Raw genomic sequence first — 15,988 nt, forward strand, 5'->3', positions numbered from 1 at the left:
GATGGACCGGGCGCGGCGGGCGCTGCTGAGCCGGCTATCTCCGCTGCTGAGCCGGCTATCTCCGCTGCGGCGCCGGGGCGCTCGCCCCCGCCGCGCCGCCGGGAGCGCCCCTCGCGATCAGGATCCGCTGCTCGCCGTGCCTGGGCAGGATCACCCGATCCGGCCCGAGCCCGCGCGCCGCCATGACGCGCCGGAGCTCGCGGGGCGCGTCGCCGAAGGCGTCGGTGCTGTTGATGAAGGTGTCGAAATGGATCGCCATCATCCGCCGCGCCCCGAGGTCGAGAAAGGCCTGGACCGCCTCCGCTGGATCGACGTGCTTCGGCGCCATGTAATCGTGCGGCCCCATCGGCCCGATCGGCAGGAGGGCCAGATCGATGGAGGGGAATCGAGCGCGCGTCTCGACGAAGAGGTCGCGATCATAGGCGGTATCGCCGCCGAAATAGACCGTGATCCCGTGGTACTCGACGACATAGCCCGTGAAGCTCTCGGTCATCCAGTCCCGGTCGAGCCCGTAGCGATAGCCGGAGTGCAGCACGGGGACCGCGGTGATCTTCAGATCGCCCTGCCGCCATGTCGTCCAGGTGGGGACCTCGACCGAATCGAAGCGGTAATTGGGCACATAGACGAGCCCGCCCCGGGGCACGAGCAGCGTCCGGACCTTCGGCTCGATCAGGGACAGCGATCCCAGCGAGAGGTGGTCGAAGTGCATGTGCGAGATGAGGACGGCGTCGACGGGCGGCAGGTCCTCCGGATCGAGCCCCGGCTCGACGAGCCGGTTCACGATCAGCCCCACGGTGTCTGTGAAGACAGGGTCGGTCAGGATGAGCTTGTCGTCGATCTGGACGAGCACGGTCGCGTGTCCGACCCAGAGAACGGCGAGCCGCGCCTCCGGGCGGTAAGGCGCGTGCACCTTGTTCGGCACGGGCCGCGGGCTGTCGAACAGGACCCCCATGTTGCCCGCAAGGATGCGCGCGGGCACGCACGAGAGGCCCGCGAGCGCGAGGAGCGCCGCGGCGAGCAGGCGAGCAGGCGTCGAGGAGGGGCGATGAGCCATGCGCGGCGTCAGAAATAACGAATGCTGAGCGTGATCGTTGTCGATCGCAAGGCGGCTGTCGGCGTGGTTGTCACCTGGGCGCCCAGGGCGCCGAAGAGGGTATAGACCCCCGCCTCGTACGCGGCGCCCAGCCGCTCGCGCGCGTAGATCGCCGAGCCGCCGAGCGAGCAGGAAAGGTAATCTCCCCGGTGGAGCAGCGGGAAATAGGCGCGGACGCCGCCCCGGAGGATCCAGCGCTCTCCGAGCGCGCCCGGGCGGGCGATGTACTCGGGAGAGCCGAAGAGCTCGAGCGAGCCAGAGTGGCGCGTGAGCGGCTCCACGACGAACGCGCGCCACGGCGAGAGCTTGCGGTTCATCCCGAACGAGTAAAGGAGCGGGGTCACCTGCCAGCGGATCCCGAAATGCGCCTCGCCGGAGCCGATCCACAGCTCGGGGCTCGGCACGAGCTGGACGAGGAGCCAGGGCAGGGTGAGGCGGATATCGGGCTCCGTGGCGCCGGCCGCCGCGGCCTGGCGCGGGCCTTCCGGCGCCGCGCCCGCCGCGGCCTGGCGCGGGCCTTCCGGCGCCGCGCCCGCCGCGGCCTGGCGCGGGCCCTCCGGCGCCGCGCCCGCGGCGAGCGGCCAGCCGAGGAGGGCGGCGCAGGCGGCCAGCGCAGGGGCGCTGCGTCGTGCGGAGCGGCGCGCTCGGGGCATGTCGCGGCTACGCTACGGCGCTGCGCCGTACACCCTGCCGAGCTGCTTGTACAGGAACCGCGCCGCGTGCTCTCCATACGGCGTCCGCGCGGCGTACACGTCGGGCGAGGCGAGCGGCGCGTCCGCCAAAAGCGCGCCCGGCCGGCCGAGCCGGCCGAGATCCTCGACGACCGCCTCCATCGAGGCATACCGGTTCTCCGGCCGCTTGCGCAGGCATCTCAGGATCACCGCCTCGAGCGACCTCGCCGCCGGGCTCGCGCCCAGGTTGGGCGGCGGGGGCGGCGTCATGAGCTGATTGGCCAGCACCATGGCCTCCTCCATGGCCGGCGAGAGCGCCTGGGAGGAGCCCCGCGCGACGCTGAAGGGGAGCCGGCCGGAGAACATCCGGTACATGAGCATGCCAAAGCCGTAGACGTCCGTGCGCGCGTCGGGCGGGTCGCTGATGGTCTGTTCCGGCGCCATGTACTCCAGGGTGCCGACGGTCACCCCGGCCTGGGTGAGCCCCGAGTGCTCGTACAGCTTGGCAAACCCGAAGTCGACGACCTTGGCCGCCCAGGCGTCGCCCTTCTCGCCCACGAGGAACACGTTGGCGGGCTTCACGTCGCGGTGGACGATCCCCGCGCGGTGCGCCGCGCCGAGGCCCGCGGCGGCCTGCAGGAGGATGGGGACGCCGGCCTCCGGCGACAGCCGCTTCTCGCGCAGGAGCAGCGAGCTCAGCGACTCTCCGAAGAGGAACTCCATCACGAGGTACGGAGACCCCTCGTGAAGGCCGATGTCGAGGACCTCGACGATGTTCGGGTGCACCACCGTGGCCGCGGCCTTGGCCTCGAGGAGGAACCGCGCCTTCACCTTGGGCTCGCGGCGGAACCTCGGCTCCAGGAGCTTCAGCGCGACCGGCGCGCCGCCCTGCGCGTCCTCGGCCAGGAACACCTGCGCCATGCCGCCGCTGCCGATCAGCCCCCGCACCCGGTACCGATCGGCGACGACGGCGCCAACGTGCTCGGTGGGCTGCGCCCGGATCCGCCGGATGTCGAGGCTCTGGACCAGCCTCTCCCCGTCGTGCGGGCAGAAGCGGTGATCGTCCGCGTACCGCCGGTGGCAGCGAGGGCACAGCATGAGGTCCCGTTCCGGGCATAGCCCCACCGCGGGCCTCTTTGCAAGGCCCCACCTCCCGCGCGCGGGGCAACGTACGGCGCCCCGCGCTACCGGGCGCTCACGACGCGCGCGGCGCCGGCGACGGGAGCCTCGCCGCGGGCTCGTTGATCCGGACCGTGTCGACGCAGCCGAAGTCGTCCAGATCGTGCGTGACGTCCGAGATGCGCCAGCCCCGGCACCGCCGGGGCAGCCCGTCGAGCCGATCGACGAACGAGCTCACCCACGCCTCGACGCTGTCCGGGCGCTCGGCGGGCGAGAGCGCGAGCGCCCTGGCGAAGGCGTCGTCGACCTCCGGCGGCGTCTCCGGGAGGAGCGACGAGACCGGCGGCGGGACGGCGCGCGAGAGGCTCGACAGGACCGTGGAGGGCTCCTCTCCGCCGGCGACGCGCCGCCCGGTGAGCGCCTGATAGGCGACCGCCGCGAAGGAGTAGATATCGCAGCGCGCGTCCACCGGCTTGCCGCTCGCCTGCTCGGGCGCCATGTAGAGCGGCGTCCCCAGGAACATGCCCGTCGACGTCGCGAAGGCGTCGGCGGACATCTCCTTGGCGATGCCGAAATCGAGGATCTTCACGCGGAAGCCGCCCGGAGACGTCGACGGGACGAGGTGGATGTTCTCCGGCTTCACATCGCGATGCACGAGCCCCGCCGCGTGCGCGGCCGCGAGCGCCGACGCCCCCTCGCGCAGCAGGAGCGCGACCTGAGGCGGCGTCCCGGGCCCGTTGTGCTGCATGGCGTGCGCCAGATTGCAGCCGTCCAGCCACTCCATCACGATGTAGCGCGAGCCGTCCTCGAGCTCGCCCGAGTCGTACACCTCGACGACCGACGGGTGCTGGATGCGCGCGACGAGGCGCGCCTCCCGCTCGAAGCGCGCGCGCACGTCGTCGTTGTGGAAGTGCTCTGTCCGGATGGCCTTGATGGCGACCATGCGCCCGAGCCGCTCGTCGTGGGCCTGGAACACCCGGCCCATGCCGCCTTCGGCGACGGCCCGGGTCAGGCGATATCGCCCCGCGACGCGGTAAGGGAACGGCCGTGGCATGCTCAGCGGGGCGCCGTCGTCGCTGCACTGCTGCGCGTTCTGGTCATAGCAGCGGTGGCAGCTCGGGCACATGTGCAGGACGTCGATCCCGCGGCCCACCATGTCCTCGAGGGTCGCCCTCCGTCGCTCCGCCGCGCCGGCGAGCTCCTTGCGCAGGCGCGACAGCTCGAGCGCGCTGCCGAGGTGGTGAGCGAACGAGTCGACCAGGCGCCTCGTCGTGTCGCTCCACGCGACCCTGCTCCCGACGACGACCAGGGCGCCGTGGACGTCGCCCGACAGGCCGACGACGGGGACCACGACGTCCGATGACCTCGGGAGCGATCGCCTGGCGAGCGCGGCGCTCCGGAGCTCCTCGGCCGACGGGGCCTCGGTGGCGGTCTCGGTCAGGCTGACCATCCGCTGCTCCTCGGCCTTCCACACCGCGACCTCGAGCGCCCCGATGGCCGCCGCGACCTGCGCCGCCGCCGCGGACGACCACGTCGCCACGTCGTCGAGCGCCTGCGCCGACGAGGCGACGAGCTCCGCGAGCTTCTCCTGCTCCTCCTCGAGCTGGCGCGCGAAGTACTGCACCGCGGCGTAGGCGATGGCCGACACCGTGAGGATGTTCATCGCGAAGAAGCAGGCGATGAGGGCCGGGGGCGAGGGCGCCGCGTGCGCCGCGAGCAGGGGATCCACCGCGCCGGCGAGCACCACGAGGAGCGCGTAGGCGGTGAACCAGGGGATGGACGCGCGCGACCCGTGAAACAGCAAGAACGTCAGCGGCGCGAGGAGCGCCCACAGGACGACGCCGCTCGAGGCGACGAACCCGCCCCGGCTCGCGTGCATGAGGAACGGCAGCGCGAAGATGAGCAGCGCCTGGCGGAAGCGAAAGCCCGAAAACGCCTTGGTCCGGGCGAAGTGGACCAGGCTGAGGACCGTGCAAACCACGTAGCCGAGCGGGATCGCCCCCGAGCGGACATCCCCGCTCGCCGCATAGGCGATCGCCCAGACGGGGCACGCGGCCGCCTTGAGCGCGGCCGTGACCGTGAGAATCACCTTGCGCTGGCGCAGCCCCGGATCGTCCCCTGGCTTCAGCCCGATCCGCGCGACGGCCTGCAACAACCTCATTGCCGTCGAGTGTACGACGATGGACTGAGCGCCTCAAGCATCGGGCGCGCCGGCGTCAGGCCCCGCCGAGGTCGATCTCGGCGAGGCGGCCGACGAGCGGATCGTCCGCGCCGAGCTGCTCGAACGTCACCGGATCGCTCTTCTCGAGCGCCGCCAGGAGCTGGCCCAGCCCGCGCCGCGAACCGTAGTAGTTCGACGCCTCGTGATCCTCGTCGGTGATGCAGGCGCGCACCGTGCTGCGGGAGACCTCCGGGAGCCGCAGCGCCTTGAGCGCCATCGACCACAGGCCGTCGATGAAGTTCTGATCGGCGGGGAACTCCAGGAGGCCGGCCATCGTGAGGAGCATGGCGCAGCGCTGGCCACGCGGCGTCGACAGCGCCTCTCCGCCCGAGAGGTAGCCGAGATCGAAGGCGCGGCGCATCGCGTCGGCCGCGCAGAGCAGGCGCTTCAGCTCCTGGGCCGCGTGGCTCAGGTGGCTGTGGAACATGACCTCGACCGAGAGGCCGCCGAGCGCGTCCTTCGTCTCCTGATAGCGGGTGACCGCCGGGAGCCGCCCGAGATCCTGCTGCGCGGCCTTGCCGGTGGGCACGTCGTGCGGCGGCTCGCGGTGGCTGTAAAAGCCGCCGGACTGGAAGACATAATAGAGCTCGCTGTGGCCCGCGAGCCCGGCCCAGATGTCCGAGTACTGCGCCACGCGATTGAGGCTGCCCGCCGCCCAGTTGAGGCCCGCCGCGGCGTCGCCGCTGATCTGCGACGCGCTCACCCCCGGGTCGCGCGGCGTCATCGACGCCTCCATGTCCTCGGCGATCTCCGTGAGCTGGAAGTCGAGGAAGCCATCGTAATAATCCGCGCGCCCGTCCCGGTTCACGTCGGAGTAGCGGGCGACGACGAGCGGGTGCGAGGGCCCGACGAACTGCGTGAACCCGGGGACCTGCGCCTGCGGGTGGTGCCACTGCGCCTTACGGATGCGCGCGTCGAGCTCGGCGTGCGACGCGCGCTCGCTCATCCCGCGCAGCGCGGCGACGAAGCAATCGATCCCCTCGGAGGAGCTGACCGCCCCGTCCGACCCGACCCGGAAATACGTCGAGTCCCACGATGAATAGATGTCCGCGTCAGGGAACATCTGGGAGATGGCAAAGCGCGTGGTGAGCCCCGCGCATTGCGAGTTCATCATCAGCTTGTAGCCCTCCTGCCGCACCTTCACCGCGGCCGCGCGGAGATCGAAGGCGCCGAGCTGGGCGTGCCGGTTGATGAGCAGCCCGATGAAGAACGTCATCCCCATCTCGAGGTTCTCGTCGCGCGGCAGGGCCGTGCGGGCAAAGACGCGGATGGGCTCGCCGGCGGGCGTCTTGAACGGGGCCTCGAAGGCGCGGTAAGGGCTCCAGCCGCTCGGCGACGGGGGCGCCTCGGGCGGGAGCGGGATTGGCTTGAAACCGTACGTCGACACGAGGATGCGGCACTCGCCCTCGTGGAACTCCGAGGCGCTGCAGATGGCGAAGCTCCACGGGCCCGTGAGCTCGTCGTAAGGCGGCGCCTCGCGGAGCAGCCCGCGGACGAGCCCCCGCGCGCGCTCCTGCTGGGCCGCCGTGAGCGCCGGCGCGCGCAGCTGGAGCAGGTGAATCGCGTGGGCGCGCAGCGCCGGCCGGGCCGTCTCGTCGCCCGCCTCCCTCTCGATCAGCGCGAAGATCTCCTCGGCGGCGCGCTCGGCGACCGGCGCGAAGCCGCGGTCGTCCAGCGACGTCGCGATGAGGTGCGACAGGACGGTCACCGCCGCCGAGCGCAGGGTCGCGGCCCCGACCGGATCGCGCTTCGCCTCCTCGCCGCCCACGGCCGCCACCTCGATCGCCGCCCGCGCCTGATCGAGCAGCGCCATGCCCCGGCCCGCCGAGAGCCGCTCCTTGCGCACCGGCTCCTCCGGATGGAACGCGCTCGGCGGGAAGAGCTGGGTGAAGGTGCTCGTCCGCCGCGACGAGATCCACCGGGCAGCGGTGACGAGGGCATCCCGGGCGGCGGGCCCGTCGGGGCCGAGGGCCGGGCTCGTGCTGAACACCCCGACGGGCAGGAGCCAGAGCGGCGCGGCGCCCTCGCGCCCGGCGGTCAGGTCGAGCGGGGCGGCCTGCGACGCCACGCCTTGATCCGGGACCACTTCGATCGTCGAGACGGACACGGCCTGAAGCCGCCGGCGCACCGGCGTGCGCCCCGGAAAGATCACGAGCACCGGCTTGCCCTCGCGCTCCCGGAGCGCCGTGAGGCTCTCGGAGGGCACCGGCGCCTGGAGCGAGATGGCATAGTCGCTGTCGCTCGTCGCCGCCGCCAACAGGTGAATGCCCGGCGTGGATTTGCGCTCTTCGAACGCCGACGACGCGGCCGGTCCGACGGCGTCCACCGTGCCAGGCAGGTCGACGATCCCGCGGAGGGAACGGATCCGGACGATGACTTCGGTAGGCATGCCTCTCTCCTAAGAAGGTGAGAGAGCGTCACCCCGTTCAGGAGCGCGGCGCAACAGGAATCCGACCCTCCCCGAACGCCGTCTCAACGCGTCACGACAGCAGTCAGGGCGGCCCGTACGCGCGGTGTTCGGGTGATCCCTTCAATGCATCTCCGGCTGATCCGTAGTTGGCCTGCGCACCTCGGCGCGCGGCGGAGCGTCCGTGTCGCTCGGCGCGCTCGCGGCCGGCGCGAGGAGGCGCCGCGCCTCCTCGGCCCGGGAGGTCGAACAGCGCAGCAGCGACAGGCCTGCTCCGGCGGCGATGAGCACGCCGGCGGCGAGGAGCTTGAGCCCCGCGGTCTTCATGGCGCGCGTCCTCACCGGCGAGGCGGCCGCGCGCGCGTCGAGGAGCGCGGCGGCCTCGCTCGTCGCCGCGTCGCCTCGCGCCGCCTCCAGGGCGACCGCGGCGGCGCGGCGCGCGGACATCGGAGCGCTCGACGGCGGCGCCGGCAGGAGGCTGCCCGCGCGCAGCGTCGCGGTGGAAGCCTCCCCGTCCAGATCGGCGGCGCCGGTCGAGAACGCGTCGCTGATGCGGGCGCCCGGGTCGCTGACGCGGGCGCTCAGGGCGACGGCGTCGCTGCTCTCCGGCTCCCTCGGCGCCGCGGGGGGGCCGAAGGGGCGGAGCGCGACGCCCGCGTAGCGCGCGAGCAGCGCGCCGACCTCGCGGAGATCCGCGGGGCGCTGGGCGCGGTCCGGGCGCAGCATGCGATCGATCATCGCCGCGACGTCGGCGGGCAGCGCGGGCGCGATCTCCCCGATCGGCCGGATCGCGCCGGTCAGGATGCGCTTCAGCACCTTGCCCATGTTCGCGGCCTCGGTGGGCCGGACCGAGGTGAGGCACTCATAAAGGATGACGCCGAGCGACCAGATGTCGGCGCGGTGATCGACGTCGTGCTCGCCGAGGATCTGCTCGGGCGACATGTAATACGGGGTCCCGAGCATCTCGCCGGTCCCGGTGCGCCCCGAGGTCCAGCCGGTCTCGCCGTGCGCCGCCGTGAGCTTGGCGATGCCGAAGTCGAGCACCCTGACCCGGGCGCCCGCGTCGTCGTCCGGGACGCAGGGCGCCGGCGCGACGCTGCAGCTCTCCTCGGCGGCGCCGGGGTCGGCCCCGGGCGCGCCCGGCGGCGCGGCCGCGTCGGGCGCGAGCAGGAAGATGTTGTCGGGCTTGAGATCGCGGTGGACGATGCCCAGGGCGTGCGCGGTGCCGACCGCGGAGACGACCGGCAGCAGGATGCGCGACAGCTCGGGGAGGGGGATCCGCGACTCGCGCACGAGCCTGTCGCGGAGCGACTCCCCCTCGAGCAGGTCCATCACGAGGAACGGGGTCCCGTTGTCGAGCTCCAGCACGTCGTGGATGGACGGCACGCTCGGGTGATCGACCGCGGCGGCCACGCGCGCTTCCCGGAGCAGGCGCCGGCGGGTCGAGGCGTCCTCCGTCGCGCCGGGACGCAGCAGCTTCAACGCGACACGCTCGCCGCTCGCGAGGTGGGTGGCGGCCCAGATGACCCCCATGCCTCCCTCGGCCAGCTGGCGATCGACCCGATAGCGACTCGCCACCAGGGCGCCCGGGACCAGGTTGTTGGTCACGCGGAGACAGGATACCACGCGCCGCCCGGGCGGCCGGCGCCGCGCGCCTCGGACGCGATAACGCCGCTCACGTCGGACAAATACGCGAGAGACGCAGCGGGCTTGTTCGAGGGGCGCAGCGCCCGTGTGCGCTGCTGTCGTCGGAGATGAGGTGGTGCGGCCTAGACGGCCGGCCACACCGAGCCTGCGCGGCGGCGCTCGGCGTAGGCCTCGGCCGAGAGCGCGTAGCGCAGGAGCTCGTTCGCGACCGGGTGCTGCAGGAGCAGGCGCGGCTCCTCGGTCGAGCGGGCGATGTCGCGATCGTACCGGCGGAGGTAGTCGACCGCGGCGAGCGCGTCGCCGCAGAGCAGGTAACCGATGCGGTACTCGCTCCGGCGCAGGCCGATGACGAACGCGCGCGCGTCGTAGGACACGTTGACGGTCGACGCGACCTCCTCGAGCATCTTGCGCTGCCGGCGGCCGATCGCCCGCTGCACGCCCGGGAGCATCTGCTGGGCGGCGTGCTCGCGCGCGGGCGAGACGGCGCCCGAGCCGAAGCCGGGGTCGATCGTGCGGATCGACGCGAGCAGCAGGCCGTCGGTGGCCTCGGCCGGGATCTCGTCGAGGAACGTGAAGCCGACCGCGACCCGCGCGAACAGGCGCGCGAGCGCGAAGGTCTGCTCCAGCTCCGGCAGCTCCGTGAACGACGTCGGCGCGACGACGGCGGGGGGATCGCCCGGGAAGACGCGGGCGGCGCCCTGCCACGACGGGACGAGGTAGAGCTCGAACGCCTCGATGCCGAGCGCGCGGCCGACCCGCTCGGCGAGCTGCCGCGTCGGGTGGTTGTCGCGCGGGCTGACCCGCTCGCGCGAGCTGATGCCGAGGTTGCTCAGCTCGAAGCGGATCGCCTTGGCGGTGATCGGCGCGATCGCGAGCGCCACGTCGATCCACGGGCTCCGGGCCTCCGGGAGGAGCAGCCGGCCGATCTCGGGGCCGGCGAACGCCCCGGCGTACGGCGCCTCCGAGGGGACGCGCCGGCCCCTGAGCCGGGCCATGCGCTCGGGCGCCACCTCGCCGAGGCACGCGCGCACCTCCTCCACGGTGACCCGCTCCTCGGCGCGCCCGTCCTTGGCGAGCGCGGCCTCGAGCGCGGCGAGCGCGGGGCCGAGATCCGGGAGCCGGGTCAAGACCTCCGCGTCGGACGTGAGGACCTCCCGCAGCACCTGGACCGCCTCCGAGTTGCGCCCCGCGGCCTCGAGGCCGCGGCCGAGGGCGGTGCGCGACTCCGGCGGGGCGCCCGGGAGGGCGACCGCCTGCTGGAGGTGCGCGAGCCCGTCGCGCGGCCGGATGAGCAGGGTCGACTCGAGCAGGCCGAGCGTCGTCAGCCAGCGCGGATCGGGCGGGACGCGGCGGGCCCCGGCGAGCTCGATCAGCTGCGCGAGCGCCTTGGCGTACGCCGCCGCCCCCTCGCTCGTGTCGACGCGGTAGAGGCGGGCGAGCGCCGTCCACCCGCGCGTGTCGCTGCTCGGCGAGCTCACGATCGCCTCGCAGAGCGTGCGGACCATGCCCGCGTTGTCGCCGGCGTCGCGGTAGGCGTCGGCGAGGCGCAGGGCGGCCTCGACGCGCGCGACCGGGTCGGTCGAGAGCTCGACGATGCGCCCGAGCGCGCGCAGCGCGAGCGCGTGATCGCCGCGCGTGACGCCGAGCTTGTGCAGCCGCTCCAGCGCGGGCCGGTGCTGCGCGTCGATCGACAGGACCGCCTGGAGCGCGTCCTGGGCGAGCGCCGGGTTCGCGAGCGGCCCCTCGTACAGATCGGCGATCAGGAACTGCGCCGCGATCTTCGTCTCGGCGTCGGCCGCCGCGGCCACGGCGCGCTTCAGGGCGTCGCGGGCCTCCAGCCAGACGCGCTGCGCGGTGAGCAGCCGGGCGAGGAGGAGCAGCGCCGCCGCGTCGTTCGGGATCGTCGCGATGACGCGCCGGACGGCCGCGATGCCCACGCCCGGGTCGATCGCGCCCGGGCGCCCGTGGTGCTGCAGCACCGACCGGGCGATCTCGATGCCGAGCAGCGAGATCGCCTCGCGGCTCGCGGCCTTGCCGAGCGCCTCGCCGAGGCGGTCGGTGAGCCGCTGCGGGTCGCCCGCGAGCCGCTGGGCCAGCGCGCGCGCCGCGGCGACGCAGCCCGGGTCCGCGCGGAGCGCGCCCTCGTACAGCTCGAGCGCGCGCGCCGCGCCCTCGGGGGACGCGTCCTCGGCGGTGAGCTCCGCCGCGCGCACGAGGTGCATCGCCCGCGCGGGCTCGCCGAGGACGAGGTCGGCGAGCGCGAGCTGCGCGGCGATCACGCTCGCGCGATCGCCGAGGCGCTGCGCGAGCCGGTCGAGCCCGCGGGCCGCGAGGAGGCTCTCCGGCCAGAGCGCGAGGGCGCTCTGGAAGCCGGCGAGCGCGGCGCGCGCGGCGGCGGGGTCCGCGTCGGCCTGCGCCTCCGCGAGCAGCGCCTCCTCGATGAAGTAGAGCGCGCGCGCGATCGGGTCGGCGGTGAGCTCCCGGCTGTCGTGGATGGCGCTGGCGAAGAGGGCCTCGACCCGCGCCCCGGCCGGATCGGAGGGGCCGTTCTTGCCGGCGATGCGGAGGATCGACAGGTGCGCGGCCGCGTCGCGCGGCGCCTCCTTGACGATGCGCGCGAGCGCCTCGAGCGCCGCGCCCGGCCCGAGCTGCTCCTCGAGCGACGCGAGCTCCCAGAGGGCGCCGCCGCGCGCGACGGACGAGGTGAACACGTCGGCCTCGGCGCGGAGGACCGTCGCGAGCGACGTCGGCGCCTCGAGCAGCCGGTAGAGCTGCTCCAGCATGCGGAGCGCGGGGACGTGGTTCGGCACGACGGCGACGAGCCCCTCCAGGATCTCGATGGCCTGGCGCGGGCTGTTCTCCGCGAGGACCAGCGCGAGGGAGATCCGGAGCGCGTGATCGACGAGCGCCGGCGGCTTGCGCTCGAGCCAGCGCGCGTAGAGCCCCGCGAGCTCGCTCGCGACCATGGAGTGGGACATCCCCGGCAGGCTGGGCGCGCGCGCGCCGGTCGCCGGCCGGTGCGCGGCGGGCGCGCCGAGGCCCACGCCGAAGCCGGCGCCCCCGGCGCGCACGTAGATGCGCTCCATGGCGTCGAGGATCGCCGGATCGGGCTGGCTCCTGGCGAGCGCGGCGTCGGCGCGGGCGAGCAGGCGCAGCGCGTCCTGATCGCGGCCGAGCGCGAGCTCCTGCACCTCGGCCGCCTGGAAGAGCAGCCGGGCGTGGTCGTCGGGCCGCTGCGTCTCGTCCGCGAGCGCGCTCAGCACCTCGACGAGCTTCTCGTAGTTGCCGGTCTCGCGGAGGAGCCGCGCGATCTCGATCCGGGGCAGCGGGTGAGACGGCCGCTTCCGCGCCGCCTCCCGGTACGACTCGACGGCGCTGTGCGGCCGCTTGAGGCGCCGCTCGTCGAGCGACGCGACCTCGATCCAGAGGCTGAACGCCGCGTCTCCCGCGGGGTCGCGCTGGATGAGCTTGGCCAGCGCGCGCCGCGCCTCCTCGTACCGGCCGGCGCGCTCGTCGAGGCGGAAGCGCGCGCGGAGCGCGTCCGGATCGGCCGGATCGATCGCGAGCGCGCGGTCGACGAGCGACGAGGCCCGATCGCGATCGCCGAGCTTGAGCTCGGTGACCTCGGCGGCGCGCAGGAGGAGCCGGCGCTGCTGGGCCGGGCTGCCCGTGAGATCGGCCTCGGCGCAGAGCGCGCGCGCGAGCCGCTGCGCGTCGCCCGCGCGCATGGCGTTGCGCTGCAGCGCGAGGATCGCGGCGCGCCGCTCCGGGTCGATCTCGAGGATCTTCTCGATCTCCTCGATGGCGCGGGCGGGCTGGGCGAGCTCGTCCTCCCAGATGGAGACGAGCTTCTCGAGCAGCCCGATCTTGCGCGCGGGGTCGTCCGTCGCGCTGGCGGCCTGCGTGTAGAGGTCGAGCCGCGCCTGCACGCCGCGCGGGTCCTCCTCGACGGCGAGGGGATCCGGCGCGAGCAGCGCCGAGAGCGCGTCGAAGACCGAGCCGTTGCCCGGGTCGATCGCCCAGGCGGCGCGCAGGATGGCGAGCGCCTCGTCGCGCCGCTTCAGGTGGTGCTCGGAGATGTCCGCGGCGCGCAGGAGCGCCGCGACGCGGACGTGCGTGGGCCGGTCCGCGTTGGCGACGGCGGTCCACACCTCGACGCGCTCGGCGTGGTGGCCGAGGCGCTGGAGGGCGCGGTCGAGCCGCTCCCGCGTCGAGCCGTCCTCGGGATCGAGCTCGAGCGCGCGCGTCGCGTGGAGGGCGGCCTGCTCCGCGTTGCCGAGGGTGTCGTAGAGCTCCGCGAGGCGGACGTGCTCGTGGACGATCGCCTCGTTGTCGGTGAGCAGCGCGAGCTCCTTCTGGCGCACGCTGGCGGCGAGCTCGAGCGCGCCGCTCGCCTCGAGCAGGCGGATCAGCTCGCTGACCACGCGCCGCGCCGTCGGCGAGCCGGACGGGGCCCGCAAGGAGGCGCGCGTCAGGAGGGGCACCGCGTCGGCGGGGGAGCGGATCTTGTCGATGAGCAGCCGCGCCGCCGTGTAGAGCAGCCGCGACGCGCGCTCGTCGTCGCGCTCGTGCTCGGCCTCCAGGGAGAGCGCGCTGACGAGGCCGACGATGCCGTCGTGGTGCACGAGGTGGCGGCGGAGCGCCTCCCGCACCGGGCCGGGCCCTGGGTCGAACGCGATCGCGCCCTCGAGGGCCGCGAGGGCGAGCTCCGGTTTGTGGAGCTTCCGATCGAGGACGGCGGCGCGCTCGACGTGGACCCAGGCGGTGAGCTGGGCGTCGCCGTCGGGCCGCCCGCGCCCGGGGGCGTAGGCGTCGGCGAGGCGATCGAGGTGCGCCGCGAGGTCCTTTCCGGCCTGCTCGGAGCCGCGCGCGCTCTCGCGGCGGAGGGCGATCTCCAGCCCGCGCAGCGACGCGGCGTGGAGCGGGACGAGCCGCAGCGCCTCGGTGAAGGCGTCGCAGCTCTCCGACGTTCGACCGAGCGCCTGGAGGAGGCGCGCCCGCTCGGCGAGGAGGTCGGCGCGGAGGGCGTCGGTGTCCGCGACGCGGAGCTTGTCCTCGACGACCTCGAGCGCGAAGGCGAGCTCGGTGCGCGCGTCGAGCAGGCGATGGACGCGCGAGACCGCGGGCTCGAGCGTGCGGGACAGCTGCCGCGCCTGCTCGTAGGAGCGGCGCGCGGCGGCGGTGTCCTTGAGCACCCGCTCCTCGTGGATGCCGAGCTCCACGAGGGCGCGCGCCGCGCCGACCGGATCGCTGGCCTTGATCCGCTCGGCGCGCTGCTGGAGCTCCGCGACCGGGTCCGGCGCGGCGATGGGCGCGGCCTGCGGGGCAGGCGCGGGCGCGCTCGCGGCCGAGCGCGGCGTCGCGGGGGCCGGCGGGCTCGCCGCCGAGCGCGCCGTCGCCGGCGACGGCGACGGCTGGACGGGCGGGACGGGGGGCGTGGGCGTGGCGGTCGGCGCGGACGCAGCCGAGGGCGGTGCGGGCGGCGCGGACGCCGCCGAGGGCGCGGGCGGCGCGGGCGGCGCGGACGCCGCCGAGGGCGCGGGCGGCGCGGGCGGGGCGGCTGCAGCCGAGGGCGCGGGCGGCGCGAGCGGCGCGGCCGCAGCCGAGGGCGTGGTCGGCGCGGTCGGCGCGGGCGGGGCGGCCGCAGTCGGGGCGGCCGGCGCGGGCGCAGCCGGGGGCGCTGGCGCGGCGGCCGAGTCGGGCGCGGGCTCGAGCACCGCGATCGGCTCGATCGACTCGACCGAGATGGGCGTCGGCGACGAGCTCGGCTCGACCGAGATGGGCATCGGCGTCGCGGTCGCGTCGACCGAGATGGGCATCGGCGTCGCGGTCGCGTCGAAGTTGACGGTCGCCGGCGACGCCTGGGTCGGCGCGCCCGGCTGGGAGCCCGGCGCCGGCCTGCCGGGGGCGCGGTTCGGGCTCGGCGGCCGCTGGCCCGGGACGCGCGGCACGCGGGCCGGCGGCGGCACGTCGCCGCGCGGCACGGGCGGCGGAGCGCCGGTCTGGGTGCCGGGCGCCGACGCCGGCGCCTTGGGCGCGCCGCTCGGCAGCGGGGGCGGGGGCCTCGACGGCGGCGCCAGCGGCGGCGGCAGCGGGCCCGTCGCGACGCTGCCGTCCTTGCGGCGGATCAGCGGCGGCGGCCGGCTCGGACCTGGCGGGGGCGCGCTCGGGACCGGCGTCCGGTTCGGTCCCGGCGGCGGCACGCTCGGCGGCGGCAGCGGGTTCGGCGGCGGCAGCGCGCTCGCGCCTGCGGGCGCGTTCGGCGGCGGCAGCGGCGCGCTCGCGTTCGGCAGCGGGCTCGCGGTCGCCGGCGCGTTCGGCAGCGGGGTCGCCGTCGCCGGCGCGTTCGTGTTCGGCAGCGGAGTCGCCGTCGCCGACGCGTGCGCGCTCGGCAGCGGGGTCGCCGTCGCCGACGCGTGCGCGTTCGGCAGCGGGGTCGTCGTCGCCGGCGCGTGCGCGTTCGGCAGCGGGGTCGCCGTCGCCGGCGCGTGCGCGTTCGGCAGCGGAGTCGCCGTCGCGCTCGCGCTCGGCAGCGGAGTCGCCGTCGCCGGCGCCGACGCGCTCGCGTTCGGCAGCGGGGTCGCCGTCGCGCTCGCGCTCGGCAGCGGAGTCGCCGTCGCCGTCGCGCTCGCGTTCGGCAGCGGAGTCGCCGTCGCGCTCGCGTTCGGCAGCGGAGTCGCCGTCGCCGGCGCGTTCGCGCCCGGCGACGGCTCGCCGCCCGGCGGCGCGTTCGCGTTCGGCAGCGCGCCGAGCTTCGGCGCGCCTGTGCCGACGAGCAGCGTCTTCGCGCCGGACAAAGGTTGCGCGCTCGCGCGCGTCATTTGAGCGTT

Annotated in this window: 8 protein-coding genes; 1 reads left to right on the forward strand and 7 read right to left on the reverse strand. The window is 74.9% G+C overall.

The genetic code is table 11. The annotated features are described in order from the left end of the window. Positions 1-55: 55 nt before the first annotated feature. The 7 genes from WMF20_RS50750 to WMF20_RS50780 form a co-directional block, all read right to left on the reverse strand. Entirely contained in the window at positions 56-1,054 is a 999-nt protein-coding gene (locus WMF20_RS50750; protein ID WP_437609484.1) for an MBL fold metallo-hydrolase, read from the reverse strand. An 8-nt stretch (positions 1,055-1,062) separates the two neighbouring features. Beyond that, positions 1,063-1,746, reverse strand: coding sequence for a hypothetical protein (locus WMF20_RS50755; RefSeq protein ID WP_437609486.1), 684 nt, complete (start codon positions 1,744-1,746; stop codon positions 1,063-1,065). A 12-nt stretch (positions 1,747-1,758) separates the two neighbouring features. Continuing rightward, complete coding sequence (locus tag WMF20_RS50760) at positions 1,759-2,862, reverse strand: serine/threonine-protein kinase (RefSeq protein ID WP_437609488.1); 1,104 nt, start codon at positions 2,860-2,862, stop codon at positions 1,759-1,761. Between the two features lie 97 nt (positions 2,863-2,959). Next, complete coding sequence (locus tag WMF20_RS50765; RefSeq protein ID WP_437609490.1) at positions 2,960-5,044, reverse strand: serine/threonine-protein kinase; 2,085 nt, start codon at positions 5,042-5,044, stop codon at positions 2,960-2,962. A 55-nt stretch (positions 5,045-5,099) separates the two neighbouring features. Beyond that, a complete protein-coding gene (locus WMF20_RS50770) occupies positions 5,100-7,493 on the reverse strand; it encodes a hypothetical protein (protein WP_437609492.1) in 2,394 nt (797 codons plus the stop codon). A gap of 141 nt (positions 7,494-7,634) precedes the next feature. After that, positions 7,635-9,119 (reverse strand): serine/threonine-protein kinase, encoded by a 1,485-nt coding sequence (locus tag WMF20_RS50775; protein ID WP_437609494.1) that lies wholly within the window; start codon positions 9,117-9,119, stop codon positions 7,635-7,637. A gap of 161 nt (positions 9,120-9,280) precedes the next feature. Continuing rightward, complete coding sequence (locus tag WMF20_RS50780) at positions 9,281-14,380, reverse strand: tetratricopeptide repeat protein (RefSeq protein WP_437609496.1); 5,100 nt, start codon at positions 14,378-14,380, stop codon at positions 9,281-9,283. On the opposite strand from WMF20_RS50780, the gene WMF20_RS50785 reads away from it, so the two are divergent. Further along, positions 14,346-15,983 carry a hypothetical protein gene (locus WMF20_RS50785; RefSeq protein ID WP_437609498.1) on the forward strand — a complete coding sequence of 546 codons (1,638 nt, stop codon included), beginning with the start codon at positions 14,346-14,348 and terminating at the stop codon, positions 15,981-15,983. The genes WMF20_RS50780 and WMF20_RS50785 overlap by 35 nt on opposite strands. Positions 15,984-15,988 lie beyond the last annotated feature (5 nt).

The organism is Sorangium sp. So ce834 (genome assembly GCF_051521425.1).
GTDB lineage: Bacteria > Myxococcota_A > Polyangia > Polyangiales > Polyangiaceae > Sorangium > Sorangium cellulosum_D.